This is a genomic window from Bradyrhizobium liaoningense, assembly GCF_018130955.1.
GTDB lineage: Bacteria > Pseudomonadota > Alphaproteobacteria > Rhizobiales > Xanthobacteraceae > Bradyrhizobium > Bradyrhizobium liaoningense_C.
Map to the genome: position 1 here is coordinate 12,756 of NZ_JAFCJM010000074.1, position 21,386 is coordinate 34,141.

Here is a 21,386-nt window from a genome sequence, read left to right on the forward strand (position 1 = left end):
GGAGGGTGGGCGCTTGCCGCACCAGCTCAACCTAATCTCATCACGCATCAGTTATGCGGCCGATCCGATCTTCTGCGCGATCAACTCCGGCGCTGTCGACCAGGACGTGAAGTCGACGCCGAATTGCAGGGTCTTCATGTGAAGCTCGTCCCGGCACACCCTGATATGCTCGGCGTTCTCCGTGATGAAGAGCGTGTCGCGCAGGGTGCCGTGGATCTTGGCGCGCTTGAGTGCGGTCTTGAAGACGACGGCAGCGGGCTTCCTCACCCCGGCATGGGTCGACAGCGTTACGCGTTCGTCGACCGGTTCGAAGAAGCCCCGCAGATGGGTCCCGTCCAACACCACCAAATATTCGGCGAACGTCGCCGCGATGGCCTCCGGCGTCCGCGGTTCCGGCATCGTGTAATCGGAGACCAGGCACATGACCAGCGGCTTGTGATCGGCCGTTTTCAGGGCTTTGAGCTTGGCGAGAGCGTCCTCGACCCCGGGGAACGGTTTCTTGGCGGCGGTGTCATACAGCGTGTCTCCGAGGTCGAGCAGCAGAGCCTTGATCATTGTCTGGCCTCCTGCGCGCCCGGTGCGGCGCTTGCGCGCCTCACGCCGCTGGCATTGGTCCGTCGTCGGGATCGCCCGCAACGTTCGGCTTGAGGATGTCGAGATGGATGCCGCCGCAGGCGGTACAGCGCATGGTCCAGTACTCGTTGCCTGCGCGGCCGCCGATCACGCGGAGCACGGCGAGTTCGCCCGCGCATTCCGGACATTCCGAGATCACGGACCGGGCATAGGTGCGGGCCAGTGGTTGGGTCTCGTCGTATTCAATATACGCCATGAGTGTTTCCCTGGTTGTCCCGGCCGGGCGTCAGGTCTCATTCGTCGCTGGTGATGCGACGGCGAAAGCGGTCGATGTGCTGCTTGGCATCGGCGATCGCGGCTTGCGCGTCGGACCAGGCAAACCCCATTTCCATCGCCGGAAACAGTACGCCGTCGATGGCGAGCGGGCTCAGATCGGCGCGGCGGATGCGGGCATGCCAGAGGCCCTTGCCAGCTTCGTACGATTCAATGTCAAAGCCGTCATACATGGTCGTCATTCGTAGTCCCCGTTTCTCGTTGAGGAGTCAGAGGACCACGTTTCGGCGCAGACGACTGTGAAGCGGTTCACAAGCGGCGCGTTTTTTGCCCGGTTCCGTGCTTAGGTCCGCGCTGCGCCGCGCGCGGGGCGCCGCGCAGGCCGAGCGGCGGGTTCCGCGGCGGCGCGCATGATCCAGCGCCGGAACGCCGCAAAATCGCGCTGCTCGGTCTGGAAGCTGCGATAGACGAGATACCAGCGCATGCCCTTCGGCACCGAGAGATCGAACGGCGCGACGAGCCGGCCGGCGGCGAGGTCGTCGTCGATATAGGGGCGGATGCCCATGGCGATGCCGAGCCCGTCGAGGGCCGCCTGCAGCGCCTGGCCGTAGAACTCGAACTCCGGCCCGCGCGCGGTGAGGCGCGGCAGGCCCGCGCTCTTCAGCCAGATCGGCCAGTCATCGGGCGAATGCGCGACGCGGATCAGGCTCGGCGCCTTCAGATCGGCCGGCCGCTTCAGCGAGGTGGCGAGCCGGGGCACGCAGACCGGCGTGAGGTCGCCGGCGAACAGCGGCTCGGCGACGAGGCCCGGCCAGTCGCCGGTGCCGAGCTTGATGCCGCAGCTCCAGTCCTCGCCGAACGGCACCGCCGCGCCGCCGGTGGTGAAGCGCACCTCGATGTCGGGCTCCTCGCTGCGAAACTCCGACAGCCGCGGGATCAGCCACCGCATTGCAAAGGTGTGGCCGACGCCGATGGTCAGCACGCGCAGGCTGGAGGCCGCCGTCACCTGCGCGGTGAGGCTTGCCAGCGCATCGAAGATCGGCGTCAGTCCGCTTTGATAGGCCCGGCCGGCCTGCGTCAGCACCAGGCGGTTGGCCTTGCGCTCGAACAGCGCCACGCCGAGCCGCTCTTCCAACAGATGCACCATGCGACTGACGGCGGCCGCCGACACGTTCAGCTCGATGCCGGCGGACGCAAAGCTGCCGGTGCGCGCCGCCGCCTCGAACGCCTTGATGCCGTTGAGAAAGAGCAGCCGCCGCAAAACCGTGGACCCTCAGGAAAGCTGATGCCAGGCCAAGATAACTCAGTTTGCGCAGGCACGACAAGCGCGGCACAAAGATCGAGTGATTTGCTGATTTCGAGATGCATGCCGCTCTTCGCCTCTCCCCGCCTGCGGGGAGAGGCCGGAATTTGCGAGAGCAAATTCCGGGTGAGGGGGAGCCTCCGCGAGTCCAACTGCCACCATCCCCGCGGAGACTCCCCCTCACCCCACCCTCTCCCCGCAAGCGGGGCGAGGGAGAGAAGCAGCTTGCGTCCCTGACTTGAGTCACAGCGCCCAGGAGAACCCCTTCATGACGCCCTTCATGATCGCTGCACTCGGATTGCTGATGGTCGCGACCGCTTTCCTGTCGGGGTTGTTCGGCATGGCGGGCGGGCTGATCCTGATCGGCGTGCTGCTGGCGCTGATGCCGCTGCCGACCGCGATGGTGCTGCACGCGATCACGCAGATGGCCTCGAACGGGTGGCGCGCCTTCCTGTGGCGGGCGCATATCCGCTGGCGGCCGGTCGGGGTCTATTTGATCGGTTGCGCGCTTGCGCTCGGCGCCTGGTCGATCACGCGCTACGTGCCGGACAAGCCGGTCGCGCTGCTGCTGCTCGGCGTCACCCCGTTCATGGCGCGGCTGATGCCGGCGGGCATCAAGCCTGATCCCGACAGCATCTGGCAGGGCACGTTCTACGGCTCGATCTGCATGGGGTTGATGCTGATGACCGGCGTGTCCGGTCCGCTGATGGACACCTTCTTCCTTGGTGGCAAGTTCGGTCGCCGCGAGATCGTGGCGACGAAGGCGACCTGCCAGGTCGCCAGCCACCTCACAAAGCTGATCTATTTTGGCGGCATCATCGATCAGGCGGCCACTCTCGATCCGGTGCTCGCCGGCATCGCGATCGCCGCCTCCATGCTCGGCACCACGCTGGCGCGGCGCATCCTCGAGGCGATGAGCGATCAGCAATACCGCGTCTGGGCGACGCGGCTGATCACCACCATCGCCTGCTACTACATCGCCTATGGAAGCTGGCTCATGGTGCGCACGCCCGTGCTCGCGGCGTTCGACAAGGGAGGTTTGCAATGACCGATCATGCCGATCCCCTGGTGCTCGATTTCGTCGAGTGGATCGCGCGCGAGCCGCGCGCCTATGCCGAGGTGGTCGCGACCTGGAAGACGTCGTGTCCGCGCCTCACCATCTGGGAAGACGCCGCCGACCGCGGCCTCGTTACCCGCAAGACGCTTCCTGAGGTCGGGCTCGCCATCACGGTGACCGCGGACGGCGAGAAGCTACTGCGATTGAACGGGCGGTAACGTCTCCCGACATCGTCATTGCGAGCGCGAGCGAAGCAATCCAGAATGTTTCCGCGGCGGCAGTCCGGATTGCTTCACTGACGCTCGCAATGACGGAGCGGATGGAGGCCCCTTGTATGTCGATCAAACTGTTCGAACTCGTCGGCACCGATCCCGCGCGCCCCTTCAGCCCGTTCTGCTGGCGCACGCGGATGGCGCTGGCGCATAAGGGGCTCTCGGCAGAATCCATTCCCTGGCGCTTCACCGAGAAGCAGGCGATAGCGCCGCACGGTTCGGAGAAGGTGCCGGTGCTGCTCGACGGCGACAAGCCGGTGGTCGATTCCTGGGCCATCGCGAACCATCTCGAGGACACCTATCCGGATCGTCCATCGCTGTTCGGGGGCGAGGGCGGCCGCGCCATGGCGCGGATGCTGAACTGGTGGGGCGATCTTGCGATCGTCGGCGGCATCTTTCCGCTGATCATCGCCGACATCCCGAAGAATCTCGCCGCTGTCGACGCCGAATATTTCCGCCGGACGCGCGAGGCGCGCTTCAACAGGCCGCTGGAGGAGATCATGGCGAGCCGCGACACCGGCGTTGTCGCCTTCCGCAAATCGCTCGACGTGCTGCGGTTCACACTGAAGACACAGCCTTGTCTTGGCGGCGCGCAGCCGAACTATGCCGACTACATCGTGTTCGGCGGTTTCCAATGGGCGCGCGTGGTGAGCCCGTTCAAGTTGCTGGAGACCGACGATCTCGTCTACGCCTGGCGCGAAAAACTGCTCGATGCGTTTGACGGAATGGCGCGGAAATCGCCGGGGCATCCGGTCTAGGCGGGGCTTATCCGTATTTCTGCGGGGATGTCGGCGTTTGTGGTCGACGAGCGCAGTGCTGCTTCTCACCGGTGCCGAAATCACGCGGTGTCACGACACGAAATCGATGCGTACGTTTACGGTCCTTTTGCAGGAACCCTCTAATGATTCGTTCGTCCTGAAAAGCATTTCGCGACTGAATCGAATTACCTGAGGGTGTGCCCATGAAGACGTTCTCGCTGCGGCTGAGCCAAAAGATCCTGCTGATCGGCATTGTGGGGCTCCTTGGTCTCGTCGTGTTCGGCGCCATCTACCTGATCGGAAATGCTTCACAGGAAGCGTCGCGGAAGATCGCCAGCGACACCCGCAACATTTTGGCGCTCAACAACAAGCTCGGACGTGATCTGCTGGACGCGCGCCGGGTCGAGAAGGATTTCTTGTTGAGGCGCGACGAGGAGTCGCCCAAGCGCCACGCGTCCGTGACCGCCAACATCAAGCGCGAGATCGATCAGCTCGACGCATCCGTCAGGGCCGAAGGCCTTGCCGTGGTGGCGGACAAGGTCGGCGTGCTCGCGAAAGGTTTTGGCGAGTATCAGAAGCAGTTCGCGGCGCTGGAGCAGAATGAAGTCAAGCTTGGCCTGAACGAGACAATGGGGTTGAGCGGTGCGCTGCGGGCTTCCGTGCACGACATCGAGACGAAGCTGAAGCAGGTCGACAATTCGAAGCTTGCGGCCGAAATGCTGATGATGCGCCGTCATGAAAAGGATTTCATGCTCCGTCGCGACCGGAGCTATGTCGAAAAATTCGACAAGAGCGTCGGCGATTTCGCGAAAACGATCGCGGAATCCGACCTCGCGCCGGCCATGAAGACCGATATCGAGGGCAAGCTGAAAAAGTATCGGGCCGACTTCATCGCATGGGTTGACGGCACCCAGCAGTCAGCTGCCAGCGCGTCCGCGATGTCGAAGGCCTATGCGCAGATGGAGCCGGTCATCGAGGACGTCGCGAGGCAGATCCAGCAGCGTTACGACGCGAGCCAGGCCGACGAAGCCGATACGCTGGCCAGCGTCAAGCGCTGGATGCTGATCACGCTGGCGCTCACCATCGTGATCGTGTCGGCCTTCTCTCTGTCGATCTCGCGGGCCGTCACCCGTGCGATCAGGTCCATGGTGCAGGCCATGGTGAGGCTGGCGAAGGGCGACATGACGGTGGAGATTCCCGGCGTCGGACGTCGCGACGAGATCGGCGAAATGGCCGGCGCTGTCGATGTTTTCAAGGCAAACATGATCGAGGCGGACCGCCTCCGCGCCGAGCAAGCCGAAGCCGAGCAGCGTCAGGCGGTACAGCGCAGGGCGGACATGGACCGGCTGGCCGGCGAGTTCGAGGCTGCCGTTGGCGAGATCGTCGAGACCGTGTCGTCGGCGTCGACCGAGCTGGAGGCGTCGGCCGGGACGCTGACGAAGACTGCGGAGCATTCGCAGGACCTCGCCACCAACGTCGCGTCGGCTTCGGAGGAAGCCTCGACCAACGTGCAGTCGGTGGCGTCTGCGACAGAGGAGCTGTCCTCGTCCGTGAACGAGATCAGCCGGCAGGTTCAGTCGTCGGCTCGCATGGCATCTGCGGCCGTCGAGCAGGCCAAGTTGACGACGGCGAAGGTCGGCCAGCTTTCCAAGGCGGCCGCCAGGATCGGCGACGTCGTCGAGCTGATCAACACGATTGCGGGCCAGACCAACCTCCTGGCGCTCAATGCCACCATCGAGGCCGCGCGTGCGGGCGAAGCCGGTCGCGGATTTGCCGTTGTGGCCTCCGAGGTCAAGGCGCTTGCCGAGCAGACCGCAAAGGCGACCGGCGAGATCGGCCAGCAGGTTTCCAGCATCCAGGCGGCTACCGACGACTCCGTGCAGGCGATCAACGAAATCTCGGGAACGATCGAGCAGTTGTCCGAGGTCTCGTCCACCATTGCCGCCGCGGTGGAGGAGCAGGGTGCTGCGACCCAGGAAATCTCGCGCAACATCCAGCAAGCCGCCCGTGGCACGCAGTTGGTTTCGTCGAACGTCACCGAGGTGCAGCGCGGAGCCACCGAAACGGGAACGGCCTCCACGCAGGTGCTTTCTGCCGCGCAATCCCTGTCGCTGGAGAGCAACCGGCTCAAGCGGGAGGTCGATCGCTTCCTTGTCACGGTGCGGGCGGCCTGATGGCCGCCTCAACGACCACGGCGAAATAGCACAGCTGCCTGAACTGCAAGCCTTTACCGCCGCATTGGCGCCGATCGGGGCAGGCGGCAGCGCTACTTTGCATGGGGTTGTTTTCGATGTTTTGGCTTTGGGGGCTCCCCTGCATCAGGAAGCGGATTCGCCAGCCGCCGCCTTGCGCAGGCATTCCCGGCACAGGCAGTCCTCGCCCTCGGCCGGCATTGGCAGCTTTGCCGTCTCCTCGGCGCACCAGCAGTCGCCTGATAGCGAACAGCCGAATTCGGCGCCGCAGCGGGAACATGTGACGCTGCGCATCGAGACCGCCTGCAACGGAAATTCTTTCGGTTTTGTCATGATTTGCGCCGAAGCTTCGCCGTGATCTTCATATCAGGTTCATCTCCTTGAACGGCATATTATGTGCCGCACCGACGGCGCGGAAGCGCCAGCGCTGAAGGACACATCGATGGCCCGGGATTCGCAAGCCGCGCTCGTCGCGCTCAACCGGTTCGGTTTTGGCGCGCGCGGAGGGGCGTCCGGCGATTTCATCAACGCGGCTTCCGATCCGCGCGGTTTCGTGAAGGCGGAACTGAGCCGTTCGAACGGCGTGCTGCTGGAAGCGCCGGGCCTGCTATCGACGCCGCAGCTCGGCCAGGCCGTGTTCGAATACCAGGCGCAGGTCAAGCAGGCCCGCGAGGCCGCCGCGAAAGCCGGTACGCAAGCGGAAGCTCCGCCATCGCAGCCGCCCGCCGACCAAAAGCCCGACGGCAAAGTCCGTCGCAACCTCTCGCTCAATACGGTCATGACCGATGTCGCCGGCCAGATGGCGGAAGCGAAGCCGGCCGACGCTCCGAAGATCGCTGACGGCACGCAGCCCGGCGCGGCCACGCCGCCACCCAACACCAAAGCTGCGCTGCAGCCACTCAACGTTATCCAAAAAACCTTTCGCGCCGAGGCACTGGCGCGGCTGCAGCGCGCCACGCTCGCCGATTGCGGCTTCACCGAGCGGCTCGTCGTGTTCTGGTCCAATCATTTCTGCATCTCGGCCGCCAAGGGCGAACTGGCGCGGATGTGGGCCGGTTCGTTCGAGCGCGAGGCGATCCGGCCTCACGTGCTCGGACGCTTCGCCGACATGCTCAAGGCGGTCGAGCAGCATCCGGCGATGCTGTTCTTCCTCGACAACCAGCAATCGCTGGGTCCGGATTCGCGCGCGGGACAGAACCGCAAGCGCGGGCTCAACGAAAATCTCGCGCGCGAGATCATGGAGCTGCATACGCTCGGCGTCGGCGGCGGCTACACGCAGGAGGATGTCACCTCGCTGGCGCGCATCATCACGGGATGGACCTTTGCCGGACGGCAAGGGCAGCTGGGTGTGCCCGGCTCGTTCGTGTTCAACACCAACGCGCATCAGCCCGGCGCGCAGGTGCTGCTCGGCAAGACCTATGAGGCGACCGGCGTCGCGCAGGGCGAGGCGGCGCTTGCCGATATCGCGCGCCATCCCTCGACGGCGAACTTCATCGCCACGAAATTCGTGCGCCACTTCGTGGCCGATGAGCCGCCACTGGGGCTGGTGACGCGGCTGCGCGACGTCTTCGTCAAGACCGACGGCGACCTGAGGGCACTCGCGATGGCGCTTGTCGATTCCGACGAGGCCTGGAAGGCGCCGCTGACCAAGATGCGCTCGCCATACGAATTCCTGGTCGCGAGCGGCCGGCTGCTCGCGCGCGTTCCGGAAGATCCGGGCGGCTACCTCAACAATCTCAACCTGCTGGGACAGCCGCTGTGGGCGCCGCCGGGCCCGAACGGGTTCGCCGACACCAACGCGGCCTGGACCGCGCCCGAAGGCATGAAGCTCAGGCTCGACGTCGCGGCCCAAATGGGCGCGCGGCTCGGCAACAATATCGATCCGCTCGATCTCCTGGAGTTCGCAGCCTCCGATGCGGCCTCCCTCGAGACGCGCAGAACCATCGAGCGCGCGGAATCGCGGCAGCAGGCGCTGGCGCTCTTGCTGATGTCGCCGGAGATGCAGAGGAGATGACGATGGATTGCGTCGAGAACCGGCTCCTCACCTCGCGCCGCAGCCTGCTGCTCGGCGGCGCCTCCTTTGCCGCCTGGGCTTACCTCCCGAAATTCGCGCGCGCTGCCGACGGCCGCGACCCCAGATTGATCGTCGTGATCCTGCGCGGCGCGCTCGACGGTCTGGCGACTGTCGCGCCGGTCTGCGACCCCGACTATGTCGGCCTGCACGGCTCGATCGCGCTCACCACGGACGGGCCGCGAGCCGCGTTGATGCTCGATCCGTTCTTCGCGCTGCATCCGGCGATGCCGGAATTTGCGCGCATGTATCGCGACAAGCATGCCGCGGTGGTCCATGCCGTCGCGACGCCCTATCGCGACCGCTCGCATTTCGACGGCCAGGACGTGCTGGAGAGCGGTTATGCCGGTCCGGGGCGCGTGCAGTCCGGCTGGCTCAACCGCGCGCTGGAAAACTTGCCGCGCGGCGAGCGCGTGTCGAGCGGGCTCGCGGTCGGTCCGACCACGCCGTTGGTGCTGCGCGGCAATGCTCCGACCGTCGGCTGGGCGCCGGTCGCGCTGCCGCAGGCCGACGACGACACCGCGATGCGCCTCGTCGAGCTCTACCGTCACCGCGATCCCGCGCTGGCCTCCGCGCTGACGCAGGGCTTGCAGCTCGAGAAGGCCGCGAGCGGCGACGACATGAAGCCGAAGCCGGGCAACGCGACCGCACAGATGCGACTGGTGGCCCGCGGCGCGGCAAAGCTGATGGCGGCCGATGACGGCCCGCGCATCGCCGCACTCGCCTTCGATGGCTGGGATACGCATGCCAATGAAGGCGGCGCGGTCGGGCGGCTTGCCTTCCTGCTCGGCGGCCTCGACGGCGCGCTCGCCGAATTCGAGAGCGGCCTCGGCGATCGCTGGCGCAACACTGTCGTGGTGGTCGCAACCGAGTTCGGCCGCACCGCGCGCATCAACGGCACCGACGGCACCGATCACGGCACCGGCACGGTGGCCTTGCTCGCCGGCGGCGCGGTGAAGGGCGGGCGGGTGATCTCGGACTGGCCGGGCCTGAAGCCGGCCAACCTCTACGAAGGCCGCGACCTCAAGCCGACCACGGATCTGCGCGCCGTGATCAAGGGCGTGCTGCAGGACCAGTTCGGCCTGTCCGATCGCGTGCTCGCCGAAACGGTATTCCCCGACAGCGCGGCCGCGCGGCCGATGAAGGGGCTCGTTGCGTAACCAAAAGCTGCCGTCATTCCGGGGCGCGCGTCAGCGCGAGCTATGATGCGCAATTGCGCATCTGAGAATCCATACTCCCGATGGTGGTTATGGATTCCGGGCCCGCGCCTTGCGGCGCGTCCCGGAATGACGAACTATCTTGTGACAAGAGGAGACCACCCGCATGTACATCGCCATGAACCGCTTCCGCGTCGCCAAGGGGTCGGAAGCCGCCTTCGAGCACGTCTGGGCGTCGCGCGACACGCACCTGGACAAGGTGCCGGGCTTCGTCGAATTCCATCTGCTCAAAGGGCCCGAACTCGAGGACCACACGCTCTATGCCTCGCACACGGTATGGGCGAACCACGCCGCGTTCGAGGCCTGGACCAAGTCGGAGGCGTTTCGCGCGGCGCATCACCGGGCCGGCGAGAACAAGCCGCTCTATCTCGGCCATCCCCAGTTCGAGGGCTTTGAGGTCAAGCAGACGGTCGGGCGCGGCGCGAAATAGCTCGCGTCAGCCTGTCGTTATCTTGTCGATCTCGGCCATGTCGTCGGCCGTCAGCTTCCACGCGGTCGCGTTGACGTTCTGCTCGACCTGCTCGGGACGCGTCGCGCCCGCGATCACGCTCGACACCTGCGGCCGCGCGGCGAGCCAGGAGAAGGCGAGCTCGAGCATCGAATGGCCGCGCGCCTGCGCGAAGACCTGCAGCTTCTCGACCATGTCCTCGTTGCGCGCCGTGACATAGCGGTCGCGCAGCGCCGGCGCCTTGGCAAAACGCGTATCCGAGGGCGCCGCCGCGCCGCGCTGATACTTGCCGGTCAAAAGGCCGCTCGCCAGCGGGAAGAACGGCAGCAGGCCGAGCTTGTATTCCTGCGCCGCGGGCAAAAGGTCCTTCTCGATGTCGCGCACCACGAGACTGTATTCGTCCTGACAGGAGACGAAGCGGCTGACGTTCATCCCGCGTGCCAGATATTCGGCTTCCGCGATCCGCCAGGCCGGGAAATTCGAGTTGCCGATGTAACGGACCTTGCCCTGGGTGACGAGGTCGTCGAGTGCGCGCAGCGTCTCCTCCATCGGCGTCAGCGGATCGTAGTCATGCTGCTGGTAGAGATCGATCCAGTCGGTCTTCAGCCGCTTCAGGCTCGCTTCCACCGCGTTCATGATGTAGCGCCGCGACGCACCCTGCTTGGTACCGTCGGTCGCCATCGGCTTTGAATATTTGGTGGCGAGCACGACGTCCTTGCGCCGGTCGCCCAGCACGGTGCCGAGCACCGTCTCCGAGCCGCCCATGCCCGCATAGATGTCGGCGGTGTCGAACAGCGTGATGCCGAGATCGATGGCGCGATGGATCACCTTGCGCGAGGTCTCGAGATCGGTGCGCTGGCCAAAATTGTTGCAGCCAAGGCCGACGGCCGAGACGCGCAGCCCGGAGGCGCCGAGATTGCGAATTTCCATGGGAGATCCTGACGGAAGGAGCGAGTGCAGGAGCCCATTGTGACGGCGGTGCGCTGCACCAGCAAGGCGCTGCCTGCGCCTCTGCCATGCGCGCAAAAAAATGCGGTCCCGGCCAGACGCGGCGACTGACGGGGACCGCCTTGGAGCGCGTGATCGGTGACGGGGGGCCAGATCAAACGCAAGCGGAGCCTAGTCGCGCTATGTTACGCCCCGGTGACAGCGCAACTTATCCACAGGGCCGCGAAATCTCGGGTCAGAACAGCTTGCGATAGACGATGAAGCCGGAGCGCTCCGCCACCTTGTCGTACAGGCTCTGCGCGGTCAGGTTGGTCTCATGCGTCTGCCAGTAGACGCGCGAGGCGCCGGCCGCCTTGGCACGCTCATAGACGCCGTAGATCAGCGCGGAGGCGACGCCCTTGCCGCGCGCGCCTTCCGCCGTGAACAGGTCCTGGAGATAACAGGACGGTTCGATCGCCGTCGTGCTGCGATGGTAGAGGTAGTGCGTCAGCCCGAGCAGCTTGCCGTCGCTGTCGGCGACCAGCGCGTGCACGGGTTCATAGGCGTCGAAGAAGCGCTGCCAGGTCATGCGCGTGATCTCGGGCGCAAGCGCGGTCGGGCCCGAGCGGCCATAGAAGGCGTTGTAGCCGTCGAACAGCTGATGCCATTGGTCGTAGTCCTGCCGGGTGACGGCGCGAATGGTGAGCGACATGTCGAAATTCCGTGATCCCAAGCGAGGCGTGATGCCGGGCTGACTTCCTTCATACGGGACGATCGACGTGCCGATCAACAGTGCGCTGTTCCGCCACGCGCAGATACCGGATCAGCCTGCGGCCCTCGGGGTCGCGCAGCGACCGATAATAGTCGGCGCGGGAGGCCTCATCGGTGTGGCGCACGAGGTCGGTCACCGGCGTGTAGCTCAGCATGCGCCCGCCGTCGGGCAAGGCCGTGCAACTGAAGCGCAGCACCTGGCCGTCGGCGAGGTTGATGTTGATCGGCGTCGCGTCGCCGCTTCTGACCATCTCCATCCGCTGCGCGATGAAGGCGCTCAATTCGTCCTCGGGCAATTCGAAGGCGCCGGTGTCGCGGCCATGATACATCAGCGCGATGAAGGGCGGCCGGCTGTCGGCCTTCTCGTCGGGCAGCGAGAAATAGTCGCGGAACGCGCGGTTGATGAACTCCGCGCGCGTCTCGCTATCGAGCAGCACGATGCCGATATCGACCTGGTCGAGCGCGGCCGACAGCCGGTCGGCCGTGGCGTGATGCCGGCGTTCCCAGGCGAACGCATCGAGCAGGCGCTTGCGCATCAGCCCGGTGACGGCGGCGGTGCCGGCCGCCGTCATCGCCAGCAATCCGAGCCGCACCAGGTCGCCCGCGCCGTAGCCGGGAATGCCGCGACGATCGAGGAAGATCAGCGCCGATCCGATCACCGCAATGGCCGCGCTGACCATGCCGGACCTGAAGCCGGAGAGCGAGCCGGCAAAGGCGACGATGCAGACGAACAGCGGAGCCGGCGAGGGGACGGGGAGAAAGCGATCGAGCAGGAGCGCCAGCAGCGCGGTCGCTGCCGTTAGCGCCGGACCACAGATTGCTCGCCATCCGAACCGCATGCTCGCTCCCTGGACGAAGCGGGGGCGTGAGAGTGACCGATCATCGCGATATTGCGATGGAGTTTCGCAAGCAGTGCTTAAGGCGCGGCTACAGTGGAGCGAAAAGCTTTTCGATGATTTTAGGTCAAGTCGTCGCGCGTTTGACCTGATGGCTCAAGCTGGCACCTGGATGTGCGTCACGGGACGGTACAGCGTCGAGGGGCCCGCATTCTTGCGCGTACCGGCGAGCATCAGCACCGCGACCAGGATGGCTGCGGTCAGCGTCAATGCAACGAGGACGACCGGTGTTCTCATCGACGTCCTGTCGCGATATCGGTCAGCGCGTATCCTCATGGGGCGCTCAAGCGTGTTCGGGAATGAAGCTGCGTCAGTGCAGCACCATCGCCATGGTCGCCTTGGTCGACAGCACGGTGAGGCTGACGCTCAGGCACAGCGACAGTGCAGCGATCGCCAGCGAGGCCGCGACGGCGTTGGTCAGCCGGGACGAGGCGGCGGGTGCAACTCGGCTCTGAAAGCCCGTCGCGGCGGACTCCCGAATCATGGCCTAAATCCTTCAACGCGCGGGCGAATCACCCGCGACGCCGACAACTGTCACAATTTCAACCGGCAACATTGGGGCGGCTGCCGCGCCGAATATGGCGGGATCGCGGCAAAGGCTGACGTTGTGCCCGTTATTTTGGCAGGTTTAGGCGCCCGCCGCGATACTGGCGGGGTTGTCGATGTCGGCCGGCCGCCAGTCCATCGCAACGAAGCCGGGGGTCTGCTCGACCCGTCTCAGCCAGGCCCGGATCGCCGGGAAGGTCGAGAGGTCGAAGTCGCAGCGGTCGGCGAGATGGGTGTAGCCGTAGAGGGCGATGTCGGCGACCGTGAGCTGTCGCGCCGCAAAATACTCGCAGGTCTTGAGGTGGTTTTCCATCACCTGGAGCGCGCCATAGCCGCGCTCCATCCAGTCCTCCAGCGCGTGGGTCTGAAGGTCGCGGCCGCCCTTGACCAGCGACAGCCAGAAATAGGCGGCGCCGATGTTCGGCTCGAGCGCGTGCTGCTCGAAGAACATCCACTGCAGCGCCTCGGCGCGGTCGATGCGTTGCTCGGGCGCGAGCGGCGTACCGCCGGCGACGTACCAGAGGATGGCGTTGGACTCGGCGAGGTAGCGACCGTCGCCGACCTCGAGCAGCGGCACCTGGCCGGACGGGTTCTTCGCCAGAAAATCCGGCGTGCGACTCTCGCCGCGCAGAATGTCGATCTCGATCGCCTGATAGGGAACGTTCAACAGCGCCAGCGCAAGGCGGACCTTGTAGCTGTTGCCGGAGCGTTGCATCGAATAGAGCTTGTACATTCTTGGGGTTCGAGTCCTGACGAAGTTGCGGACTTGTTGTCCCGCAACGCGGCTAAACAATGATGCCGATGCGAATCTGCCGCAAGGCCCGGGCGCTAGAAAAACTCGAAAACTCTACCGCACTGCAAACGTGCGAAAAATCATTTCAACACAGCCGAACAATTCGGATCACGCTTGCGCGACATTCCAAATCACAATCATTCGCGCACGCCTCATGTCGCATGACCGTTGCTCCTCGCGCAAGAGTCGCGACCGCTCCGATCGGCGTCGCGCGTTCGAGCTCGCCGTTTGGCAGGCGTCCAGGCCGGTCGCCGGCTGGCGCTGCCTCGGAGCAATATCCTCGGTGCAATGACGGACGGGCGCGCGCCCGCCGGCCCGAACGGGCTTGCCGGATATGAGCCATTTTGCCGCGAAAATTCATGAATCTTGCGCAAAATCCCGATCCGGCCCCGATCGGTCACGTAAACTTTTGCGGCGAATGAGGAAGTTTCTTGCGGTGCAGCGCCGCCCGTCCTAGGGTGCTTCCATTCCCACATTCAGAGTCGTGACCAACAATGGATTCACGACGCTTGTCAGGAGATGACGATGTCCTTCCTTGCCGCTGCGCTCGACCGTGTGAAGCCGTCCGCGACCATCGCGGTCACGGATAAAGCACGCGCGCTGAAAGCGGCGGGCCGCAACGTCATCGGCCTCGGCGCCGGCGAACCCGACTTCGACACGCCTGATAACATCAAGCAGGCTGCGATCCGGGCCATCGAAGCCGGCAAGACCAAGTACACCGCGGTCGATGGCATTCCCGAGTTGAAGGAAGCGATCATCGCGAAGTATCAGCGCGAGAACGGTCTGGCCTACAAGCCGAACCAGATCATCGTCGGCACCGGCGGCAAGCAGGTGCTCTACAACGCGCTGATGGCGACCATCAATCCGGGCGACGACGTGATCATCCCGGCGCCCTATTGGGTCAGCTATCCCGAGATGGTGGCGCTCGCCGGCGGCGAGCCGGTGTCGGTGGTCTGCACCGCCGCATCCGGCTTCAAGCTGCAGCCGGACGCGCTCGAGCGCGCGATCACGCCGAAGACCAAATGGGTGATCCTGTGTTCGCCGTCGAACCCGACCGGCGCGGCGTATACGAAGGCCGAGCTGAAGGCGCTCACCGACGTGCTGGTCAAGCATCCGCATGTCTGGGTGATGACCGACGACATGTACGAGCACCTCGTCTACGACGACTTCCAGTTCACCACCGTCGCGCAGATCGAGCCGAAACTTTACGACCGCACGCTCACCGTCAACGGCGTGTCGAAGGCCTATTGCATGACCGGCTGGCGCATCGGCTATGCCGGCGGTCCGGCGCAGCTCATCAAGGCGATGGCGACCATCCAGTCGCAGTCGACCTCGAACCCGTGCTCGATCGCGCAATGGGCGTCGGTGGAGGCGCTGAACGGCCCGCAGAGCTTCATCCCCGCCAACAACAAGGTGTTCAAGGAGCGGCGTGACCTCGTCGTCTCCATGCTCAACCAGGCCAACGGCATCGAGTGCCCGCGTCCCGAGGGTGCGTTCTACGTCTATCCGTCCTGCGCCGGCACGATCGGCAAGAAAGCGCCGTCGGGCAATGTGATCGGAAACGACGAGCAGTTCGTCACGGAGCTCCTCGAGACCGAGGGCGTCGCCGTGGTGCAGGGTTCGGCCTTCGGCCTCGGCCCGGCGTTCCGTATCTCCTATGCCACCAAGACCTCGGATCTCGAAGACGCCTGCAAGCGCATTCAGCGCTTCTGCGGCAACCTGCGCTGATCCGGACGCAGTCGACGAAAGGCCCGCTTCGCGCGGGCCTTTTTTATTTATCACGGCGGGCAATCTGGAACCGCGGAGGATGTTGTGGCATAGACCATCGCGCGCCGCTTGTGCGGTGTTCGCCCGTTGCCTGCATCATATTTCCCGCCGGAGATCTCCCATGCGCCGCTCATTCGCCCTCGCCGGGCTCGTTGCCGTTAGCCTCGTTGCGTCCATCGCCGGTGCCAGCGCGCAGCAGCGAATGGTGCGGGTCGGCGTGCTCGAATGCCGCGGCGGCGCAAGCATCGGCTTCGTCGTGGGCTCCGTGACCAATCTCGGCTGCGTGCTGCGCGCCGACGGCTTGCCGGAGGACCGTTACGTCGCGACTATTCGCAAGGTGGGTCTCGACATCGGCATCACCCAGGAAACCGCGCTCGCCTGGGGCGTGTTCGCGCCGGTGGACCGGCTCGGGCCGGGCGACCTCTCCGGCAACTACGCCGGTGCGCAGGGCAGCGCCTCGATCGGCGTCGGTCTCGGCGGCAACGTGCTGGTCGGCGGCTCCAACAATTCGATCGCGCTCCAGCCCCTCAGCGTGCAGGGCCAGGTCGGGCTCAATATTGCCGCCGGCCTCGAGAGTCTGGAACTCCGCCCCGGACGTTAAGGCGCGATCAATTGCAGTTGAATCAGCCTAGCGGAGTTGCTCTGTCCAGCTCTCCCCGCTGGGGAGAAGGTGGAACACCCGCGGTCGACAGGCCGTGCCGAATCTCATTAGGCGTTAAGACCTGATCTAACCGAACGACGCACCGCAGCGACGTTTCGCGCTTGCCAAAATCAAAGGACGGGCAGAGCATTCGTCTTGCCGACCCAATCACGGGCCGAGCTCCACATGAAGGAGGCGGCGAATGGGACAAGACGTCAGAAGTCCCCGCGGTCCACGGTGCATCGCGCTGGTGGGCCCTTTCCAAAGCGGTAAAACCACTCTTCTTGAAGCGATACTGGCGCGAACGGGCGCAATCCCGCGCGCCGGCAGCGTCGACGCCGGTACCTCGGTGGGCGACGCCAGTCCCGAGGCCCGTCATCACAAGATGACCGTCGGCCTCACGGCTGCCACCACGAGTTTCATGGGCGACAGCTACACCTTTCTCGACTGTCCGGGCTCCGTCGAGTTTGCCCACGACATGCGCGCCGCGCTGCCTGCGGTCGACGCCGCGGTCGTGGTCTGCGAGGCCGACGAGAAGAAGCTGCCGCAGCTTCAGATCATCCTGCGCGAGCTGGAGGAGATGAAGATCCCGCGTTTCCTGTTCCTCAACAAGATCGATCGCGCCAACAAGCGCATCCGCGAGACGCTCGCGACGCTGCAGCCGGCCTCGCGCGTGCCGCTGGTGCTGCGGCAGATCCCGATCTGGAAGGACGAGCTGATCGAAGGTTTCGTCGACCTCGCGCTGGAGCGCGCCTTCATCTATCGCGAGCACAAGGCATCCGAGGTGATCGCGCTCGAAGGCGGCAATCTCGACCGTGAGAAGGAAGCCCGCTTCTCGATGCTGGAGAAGCTCGCCGACCACGACGACGCGCTGATGGAGCAGTTGCTCGAGGACATCCAGCCGCCGCGCGATGCCGTGTTCGACGATCTCGCGCGCGAACTGCGCGAAGGCCTGATCTGTCCGGTGCTGCTGGGCGCGGCCTCCCGCGAGAACGGCGTGCTGCGCCTGATGAAGGCGCTGCGTCACGAGGCGCCGGGCATTGCGGAGACCGCCAAGCGCCTCGGTGCGCCCGAGAGCAAGGACGCGCTCGGCTACGTCTTCAAGACGTTGCATTCGCAGCATGGCGGAAAACTGTCGCTGACCCGGATGCTCGCTGGCCGACTCGATGACGGCGCCACGCTGCATTCCTCCTCGGGAGGCGCGAGCCGCGTCTCCGGCATCCTCGCCGTCAACGGTGCCTATGACAGCAAGCGACCGTCGGCGGAAGCCGGCGACACGGTGGCGCTGGGCAAGCTCGATCCGATCAAGACCGGCGATACGCTCTCCAGCGGCAAGACCCATCCGGCCGCGCTGATCGCGGTCGAGCCGACCCCGCCGGTGCTGGCGATCTCGGTCGCAGCGACCGATCGCAAGGACGACGTCAAGCTCGGCCAGGCGCTGGCCCGGCTGCACGAGGAAGATCCCTCGCTCGTCGTGGTGCAGAACGCCCAGACCCACGACACCGTGTTGTGGGGGCAGGGCGAGATGCATTTGCGAGTTGCGAGCGAACGTCTGCGCGACCGCTTCGGCGTCAGCGTGAAATCGCATCCGCCCGGGATCGGCTATCAGGAGACCATCCGCAAGCCGATCACCCAGCGCGGCCGGCACAAGAAGCAGTCCGGCGGCCACGGCCAGTTCGGCGACGTGGTGCTCGACATCAAGCCGCTGCCGCGCGGCGACGGCTTCAAATTCACCGAGAAGGTGGTCGGCGGCGCGGTGCCGCGCAACTACATTCCCGCGGTGGAAGAAGGTGTCGTCGACGGGTTGACGCGCGGTCCGCTCGGCTTTCCCGTCACCGACGTGCAGGTCACGCTGACCGACGGCTCCTATCATAGCGTCGACTCCTCCGATCTCGCCTTCCGCACGGCGGCGCGGATCGGCCTCAACGAAGGCCTGCCGCAGTGCCAGCCGGTGCTGCTGGAGCCGATCTACGTCGTCGAGATCGTCTGTCCGACGGATGCCACCGCCAAGATCAACGCGATCCTGTCGGCGCGGCGCGGGCAGATCCTCGGCTTCGACACCCGCGACGGCTGGAGCGGCTGGGATAGCGTCCGCGCCATGATGCCGGAGGCCGAGATCGGCGAATTGATCGTGGAGTTGCGTTCGGCCACCGCCGGTGCCGGCAGCTTCACGCGTCAGTTCGACCACATGGCCGAGGTGACCGGGCGCGCGGCCGACCAGATCATCGCCGCGCATCGCGACGCGGCCTGACACGCGCCCTCGCTCCGGAGGGGCCGTTCAACGGTCCCTCCGGATGCGGTCTTCCACGTCTCGCTCCGATGGCGCGATGGCCCGCGCTTGACAGGACGGCACCGAGGATATTCATCGTCCTGGCCGGGCAGCGCGACGCATGTCTTCGCGCAGGGCATGATGGGGGAGGTTGCTGTGCCGTATCGATACGCCGAGCACGATCGTGCCTAAAGCACCTGCCGCATGTCTGATCGGATGGCCGGCCGCGCATTCGCGCTCGCCCTTGATCCATCGCTATTGGCTGCGCACGCTGGGCATCGCGGGCGGCTATGTCATCGAGGCGGTCCCGCCCGACGATTTGCGTGACTTCGTGCTGCGGCTATCGCTGCGCGGCTTCGTCGGCGCCAACGTCACCATCCCGCACAAGGTGAGCGTGCTCGCGCTTTCGACCCCCGACGAACGCGCCAGGGCGATCGGCGCCGCCAACACGCTGTGGTTTGCGGGCGGCGAACTGCGCTCGACCAATACGGACGTCGAAGGCTTCATCAACAATCTCGACGCCAGCGCATCTGGCTGGGATACGGCCGAAGAGGCGCTGGTGCTGGGCGCGGGCGGCTCCTCGCGTGCCGTCGTGTTCGGCCTCCTGGAGCGCGGCATCAGCCGCGTTCATCTCGCCAATCGCACCGTCGCGCGCGCCGAGGCGCTGGCGAAGGCGTTTGGGCCGCGCGTGCTCCCAGTCGATTGGAGTGCGACCAGCGATGTGCTGCCGCGCGCAAAACTGCTCGTGAACACGACCTCGCTCGGCATGCACGGCCAGCCCGCGCTGGAGATCGACGTGACGGGATTGCCGCAAGACGCTGTGGTCGCCGACCTCGTCTATGTTCCCCTGGTCACACCGCTGCTCGCGGCGGCGCAGGCGCGCGGCCTGAAAACCGCCGACGGGCTCGGCATGCTGCTGCATCAGGCGGTGCGCGGTTTCGAGCTGTGGTTCGGCAAGCGGCCGGAAGTCACGGCGGAACTGCGCGCACTGGTCGAGGCCGATCTCACAAAGACTTGAAAGAATAGCTGATGATATCCGGGGTCTTGCTCAATTGGGACAACCGGAGAGTGTTCATGCCTGTACAACGTGCGACCTTCACACGTCCGCTCGTCGCTGTCGCGATGGTGGCCGTGTCTTCCCTCTATGCATTCGCCCAGCAGCCGCCGACGCCGACGCGCGTGCGCGGCACGATCGAAAACGTCGACGGCAATCTCTTGGCCGTGAAGTCACGCAGCGGAGAGAACGTCAAGCTGCATGTCACGCCCGACCTTCGCGTCGCCGGCGTCACCAGGATCGCGCTGGCCGACATCAAGGTCGGTTCCTTCATCGGCACCACGACGGTGCCCGGACAGGACGGCGGCCAGAACGCGGTCGAAGTCCACGTGTTCCCCGATTCCATGCGCGGCACCGGCGAGGGCTCGCGCCCCCACGATCTGCGTCCGAATTCAAGCATGACCAATGCGACGGTTGCCGAGAGCGTGGTCGGCAGTGACGGCCACACGCTGCTCGTCAAATACAAGGACGGCGAGAAGAAGGTGTTCGTCCCGGCTGACACCCCTGTCGTCACTTACGTGCCCGGCGAAAAATCGGACCTCAAGGCCGGCGCCAAGATCATCGCCTTCGTCAAGGCCCTGCCGGACGGCTCGTTCGAGACCAGCCGGGTCAGCGTTGGCCGCGACGGCCTGACGCCGCCGATGTGAAGCGATTCCGCAGGGGAATAGGCGTCCGGATCCGGGGTTGCGGTGTTTGATCGCCGCAACCGCCATGGAAGGACAAACCATGCCGAAACAAATGATCTGGATGCCACGCTTGCTCGTGGCCTCGCTCGCCGCCGTTTCGCTGTGTGCCGCAGTCGCGACGGCCCAGCAGGCGCCGACGGTCCGCATCCGCGGCACCATCGAGACCGTCGACGGCAATATGCTCGGCATCAAGACGCGCGAAGGCGCCGACATGAAGGTCCGCATGACCGACAACGTTGCCGTGTTCGCGGTGATCAAGACGGAACTCTCGGAGATCAAGCAAGGATCCTATATCGGCGTGACCGCCATGCCCGAGCCCGATGGGACGCAGCGGGCGATCGCGGTGCACATCTTCCCCGAGAGCCAGCGCGGTGCCGCCGAAGGTTTTCGCCCGTGGGACGCGCGCGCCAACTCGACCATGACCAATGCAACGGTCGCCGAGACGGTCCAGGGCACTGACGGTCAGAACATCCTGCTCAAGTACAAGGACGGCGAGAAGAAGGTGGTGGTGCCACCGGAGACGCCGATCGTCACCTTCGTCGCCAGCGATAGAAGTGAAGTGAAGCCGGGCGCCAAGCTGATCATCTTCGGCGCGGCGAAGAAGGAAGACGGCTCGCTCGAAGCAGGCCGCGTCAATGTCGGCCGCGACGGCGTGACGCCGCCGATGTGAGGTCGCGGCAAGCGGTGGACTTGCAGGGTGGGTTAGGCGAAGCCGTAACCCACCATGCTTCCGCAAATGCGGATCGAAGTTGGTGGGTTACGCTCTGGACTGTGCTTCGCGCAGCCGCAGAGCTAACCCACCCTTGTAATAGCGCAATCAGATATTGTCGGCGTGTTCCGTGAGGAATGGCCTGCCGCGGCAGCAACCCGCGG

Annotated in this window: 24 protein-coding genes; 13 read left to right on the plus strand and 11 right to left on the minus strand. The window is 65.4% G+C overall.

Features of this window, described 5'->3' with window-relative positions:
* Positions 1 to 51: 51 nt before the first annotated feature.
* From JQ632_RS34285 to JQ632_RS34300, 4 genes are all read right to left on the minus strand, one after another.
* Positions 52 to 555: a hypothetical protein gene (locus JQ632_RS34285; RefSeq protein WP_212407142.1), complete on the minus strand. Its 504-nt coding sequence runs from the start codon at positions 553 to 555 to the stop codon at positions 52 to 54.
* Between the two features lie 40 nt (positions 556 to 595).
* The gene (locus JQ632_RS34290) at positions 596 to 829 is read right to left on the minus strand and encodes a hypothetical protein (RefSeq protein WP_212407143.1); all 234 of its coding nucleotides are present in this window, start codon (positions 827 to 829) and stop codon (positions 596 to 598) included.
* Between the two features lie 37 nt (positions 830 to 866).
* The gene (locus JQ632_RS34295; protein ID WP_212407144.1) at positions 867 to 1,088 is read right to left on the minus strand and encodes a hypothetical protein; all 222 of its coding nucleotides are present in this window, start codon (positions 1,086 to 1,088) and stop codon (positions 867 to 869) included.
* Between the two features lie 101 nt (positions 1,089 to 1,189).
* The gene (locus JQ632_RS34300; protein ID WP_212407145.1) at positions 1,190 to 2,107 is read right to left on the minus strand and encodes a LysR substrate-binding domain-containing protein; all 918 of its coding nucleotides are present in this window, start codon (positions 2,105 to 2,107) and stop codon (positions 1,190 to 1,192) included.
* 310 nt (positions 2,108 to 2,417) lie between these two features.
* On the opposite strand from JQ632_RS34300, the gene JQ632_RS34305 reads away from it, so the two are divergent.
* The 4 genes from JQ632_RS34305 (at position 2,418) to JQ632_RS34320 (ending at position 6,410) form a co-directional block, all read left to right on the plus strand.
* On the plus strand, positions 2,418 to 3,197 hold the full coding sequence (locus tag JQ632_RS34305; RefSeq protein ID WP_212407146.1) for a sulfite exporter TauE/SafE family protein: 780 nt from the start codon (positions 2,418 to 2,420) through the stop codon (positions 3,195 to 3,197).
* Positions 3,194 to 3,424: a hypothetical protein gene (locus tag JQ632_RS34310; protein ID WP_212407147.1), complete on the plus strand. Its 231-nt coding sequence runs from the start codon at positions 3,194 to 3,196 to the stop codon at positions 3,422 to 3,424. The genes JQ632_RS34305 and JQ632_RS34310 overlap by 4 nt, the downstream gene beginning before the upstream one ends.
* Before the next feature lie 116 nt (positions 3,425 to 3,540).
* Positions 3,541 to 4,236, plus strand: coding sequence for a glutathione S-transferase family protein (locus JQ632_RS34315; RefSeq protein WP_212407149.1), 696 nt, complete (start codon positions 3,541 to 3,543; stop codon positions 4,234 to 4,236).
* Positions 4,237 to 4,439: 203 nt separating this feature from the next.
* Entirely contained in the window at positions 4,440 to 6,410 is a 1,971-nt protein-coding gene (locus tag JQ632_RS34320) for a methyl-accepting chemotaxis protein (protein WP_212407151.1), read from the plus strand.
* 144 nt (positions 6,411 to 6,554) lie between these two features.
* On the opposite strand, the gene JQ632_RS39815 is transcribed toward JQ632_RS34320, so the two are convergent.
* Positions 6,555 to 6,761 (minus strand): cysteine-rich CWC family protein, encoded by a 207-nt coding sequence (locus JQ632_RS39815; protein ID WP_249152741.1) that lies wholly within the window; start codon positions 6,759 to 6,761, stop codon positions 6,555 to 6,557.
* A gap of 109 nt (positions 6,762 to 6,870) precedes the next feature.
* On the opposite strand from JQ632_RS39815, the gene JQ632_RS34330 reads away from it, so the two are divergent.
* The 3 genes from JQ632_RS34330 to JQ632_RS34340 all read left to right on the plus strand — a co-directional run bounded on the left by JQ632_RS34330 (position 6,871) and on the right by JQ632_RS34340 (position 10,146).
* Entirely contained in the window at positions 6,871 to 8,442 is a 1,572-nt protein-coding gene (locus JQ632_RS34330) for a DUF1800 domain-containing protein (protein WP_212407154.1), read from the plus strand.
* Complete coding sequence (locus tag JQ632_RS34335) at positions 8,439 to 9,659, plus strand: DUF1501 domain-containing protein (RefSeq protein ID WP_212407156.1); 1,221 nt, start codon at positions 8,439 to 8,441, stop codon at positions 9,657 to 9,659. The genes JQ632_RS34330 and JQ632_RS34335 overlap by 4 nt, the downstream gene beginning before the upstream one ends.
* A gap of 163 nt (positions 9,660 to 9,822) precedes the next feature.
* Positions 9,823 to 10,146, plus strand: a complete 324-nt coding sequence (locus tag JQ632_RS34340; protein WP_212407158.1) for an antibiotic biosynthesis monooxygenase — start codon at positions 9,823 to 9,825, stop codon at positions 10,144 to 10,146.
* Between the two features lie 6 nt (positions 10,147 to 10,152).
* Here JQ632_RS34340 and JQ632_RS34345 read toward each other — a convergent pair whose 3' ends face one another.
* The 6 genes from JQ632_RS34345 to JQ632_RS34370 all read right to left on the minus strand — a co-directional run bounded on the left by JQ632_RS34345 (position 10,153) and on the right by JQ632_RS34370 (position 14,037).
* Entirely contained in the window at positions 10,153 to 11,094 is a 942-nt protein-coding gene (locus JQ632_RS34345) for an aldo/keto reductase (RefSeq protein ID WP_212407160.1), read from the minus strand.
* Positions 11,095 to 11,347: 253 nt separating this feature from the next.
* Positions 11,348 to 11,803 carry a GNAT family N-acetyltransferase gene (locus JQ632_RS34350; RefSeq protein ID WP_212407162.1) on the minus strand — a complete coding sequence of 152 codons (456 nt, stop codon included), beginning with the start codon at positions 11,801 to 11,803 and terminating at the stop codon, positions 11,348 to 11,350.
* A gap of 49 nt (positions 11,804 to 11,852) precedes the next feature.
* Entirely contained in the window at positions 11,853 to 12,701 is an 849-nt protein-coding gene (locus tag JQ632_RS34355; protein WP_212407163.1) for a PAS-domain containing protein, read from the minus strand.
* 153 nt (positions 12,702 to 12,854) lie between these two features.
* On the minus strand, positions 12,855 to 12,995 hold the full coding sequence (locus tag JQ632_RS34360; protein WP_212407165.1) for a hypothetical protein: 141 nt from the start codon (positions 12,993 to 12,995) through the stop codon (positions 12,855 to 12,857).
* Positions 12,996 to 13,068: 73 nt separating this feature from the next.
* A complete protein-coding gene (locus JQ632_RS34365) occupies positions 13,069 to 13,242 on the minus strand; it encodes a hypothetical protein (protein WP_212407166.1) in 174 nt (57 codons plus the stop codon).
* Between the two features lie 144 nt (positions 13,243 to 13,386).
* On the minus strand, positions 13,387 to 14,037 hold the full coding sequence (locus JQ632_RS34370) for a glutathione S-transferase family protein (protein WP_212407167.1): 651 nt from the start codon (positions 14,035 to 14,037) through the stop codon (positions 13,387 to 13,389).
* Between the two features lie 585 nt (positions 14,038 to 14,622).
* Here JQ632_RS34370 and JQ632_RS34375 point away from each other — a divergent pair.
* The 6 genes from JQ632_RS34375 to JQ632_RS34400 all read left to right on the plus strand — a co-directional run bounded on the left by JQ632_RS34375 (position 14,623) and on the right by JQ632_RS34400 (position 21,183).
* Entirely contained in the window at positions 14,623 to 15,825 is a 1,203-nt protein-coding gene (locus JQ632_RS34375) for a pyridoxal phosphate-dependent aminotransferase (RefSeq protein ID WP_212407168.1), read from the plus strand.
* A 160-nt stretch (positions 15,826 to 15,985) separates the two neighbouring features.
* A complete protein-coding gene (locus JQ632_RS34380) occupies positions 15,986 to 16,465 on the plus strand; it encodes a DUF992 domain-containing protein (protein ID WP_212407169.1) in 480 nt (159 codons plus the stop codon).
* A gap of 241 nt (positions 16,466 to 16,706) precedes the next feature.
* Positions 16,707 to 18,755, plus strand: a complete 2,049-nt coding sequence (locus tag JQ632_RS34385; RefSeq protein WP_212407170.1) for an elongation factor G — start codon at positions 16,707 to 16,709, stop codon at positions 18,753 to 18,755.
* A gap of 202 nt (positions 18,756 to 18,957) precedes the next feature.
* On the plus strand, positions 18,958 to 19,791 hold the full coding sequence (locus tag JQ632_RS34390; RefSeq protein ID WP_212407171.1) for a shikimate dehydrogenase: 834 nt from the start codon (positions 18,958 to 18,960) through the stop codon (positions 19,789 to 19,791).
* A gap of 56 nt (positions 19,792 to 19,847) precedes the next feature.
* Positions 19,848 to 20,474 carry a hypothetical protein gene (locus tag JQ632_RS34395; protein WP_212407172.1) on the plus strand — a complete coding sequence of 209 codons (627 nt, stop codon included), beginning with the start codon at positions 19,848 to 19,850 and terminating at the stop codon, positions 20,472 to 20,474.
* 79 nt (positions 20,475 to 20,553) lie between these two features.
* Positions 20,554 to 21,183: a hypothetical protein gene (locus tag JQ632_RS34400; protein ID WP_212407173.1), complete on the plus strand. Its 630-nt coding sequence runs from the start codon at positions 20,554 to 20,556 to the stop codon at positions 21,181 to 21,183.
* Positions 21,184 to 21,386: the final 203 nt, after the last annotated feature.

Bases quoted from the DNA above. Each gene is read 5' to 3' on its own strand.
- JQ632_RS34285 (WP_212407142.1), bottom strand. From the start codon at position 555: ATGATCAAGGCTCTGCTGCTCGACCTCGGAGACACGCTGTATGACACC.
- JQ632_RS34290 (WP_212407143.1), bottom strand. From the start codon at position 829: ATGGCGTATATTGAATACGACGAGACCCAACCACTGGCCCGCACCTAT.
- JQ632_RS34295 (WP_212407144.1), bottom strand. From the start codon at position 1,088: ATGACGACCATGTATGACGGCTTTGACATTGAATCGTACGAAGCTGGC.
- JQ632_RS34305 (WP_212407146.1), top strand. From the start codon at position 2,418: ATGACGCCCTTCATGATCGCTGCACTCGGATTGCTGATGGTCGCGACC.
- JQ632_RS34310 (WP_212407147.1), top strand. From the start codon at position 3,194: ATGACCGATCATGCCGATCCCCTGGTGCTCGATTTCGTCGAGTGGATC.
- JQ632_RS34315 (WP_212407149.1), top strand. From the start codon at position 3,541: ATGTCGATCAAACTGTTCGAACTCGTCGGCACCGATCCCGCGCGCCCC.
- JQ632_RS34320 (WP_212407151.1), top strand. From the start codon at position 4,440: ATGAAGACGTTCTCGCTGCGGCTGAGCCAAAAGATCCTGCTGATCGGC.
- JQ632_RS39815 (WP_249152741.1), bottom strand. From the start codon at position 6,761: ATGACAAAACCGAAAGAATTTCCGTTGCAGGCGGTCTCGATGCGCAGC.
- JQ632_RS34330 (WP_212407154.1), top strand. From the start codon at position 6,871: ATGGCCCGGGATTCGCAAGCCGCGCTCGTCGCGCTCAACCGGTTCGGT.
- JQ632_RS34335 (WP_212407156.1), top strand. From the start codon at position 8,439: ATGACGATGGATTGCGTCGAGAACCGGCTCCTCACCTCGCGCCGCAGC.
- JQ632_RS34340 (WP_212407158.1), top strand. From the start codon at position 9,823: ATGTACATCGCCATGAACCGCTTCCGCGTCGCCAAGGGGTCGGAAGCC.
- JQ632_RS34345 (WP_212407160.1), bottom strand. From the start codon at position 11,094: ATGGAAATTCGCAATCTCGGCGCCTCCGGGCTGCGCGTCTCGGCCGTC.
- JQ632_RS34350 (WP_212407162.1), bottom strand. From the start codon at position 11,803: ATGTCGCTCACCATTCGCGCCGTCACCCGGCAGGACTACGACCAATGG.
- JQ632_RS34355 (WP_212407163.1), bottom strand. From the start codon at position 12,701: ATGCGGTTCGGATGGCGAGCAATCTGTGGTCCGGCGCTAACGGCAGCG.
- JQ632_RS34360 (WP_212407165.1), bottom strand. From the start codon at position 12,995: ATGAGAACACCGGTCGTCCTCGTTGCATTGACGCTGACCGCAGCCATC.
- JQ632_RS34365 (WP_212407166.1), bottom strand. From the start codon at position 13,242: ATGATTCGGGAGTCCGCCGCGACGGGCTTTCAGAGCCGAGTTGCACCC.
- JQ632_RS34370 (WP_212407167.1), bottom strand. From the start codon at position 14,037: ATGTACAAGCTCTATTCGATGCAACGCTCCGGCAACAGCTACAAGGTC.
- JQ632_RS34375 (WP_212407168.1), top strand. From the start codon at position 14,623: ATGTCCTTCCTTGCCGCTGCGCTCGACCGTGTGAAGCCGTCCGCGACC.
- JQ632_RS34380 (WP_212407169.1), top strand. From the start codon at position 15,986: ATGCGCCGCTCATTCGCCCTCGCCGGGCTCGTTGCCGTTAGCCTCGTT.
- JQ632_RS34385 (WP_212407170.1), top strand. From the start codon at position 16,707: ATGGGACAAGACGTCAGAAGTCCCCGCGGTCCACGGTGCATCGCGCTG.
- JQ632_RS34395 (WP_212407172.1), top strand. From the start codon at position 19,848: ATGCCTGTACAACGTGCGACCTTCACACGTCCGCTCGTCGCTGTCGCG.
- JQ632_RS34400 (WP_212407173.1), top strand. From the start codon at position 20,554: ATGCCGAAACAAATGATCTGGATGCCACGCTTGCTCGTGGCCTCGCTC.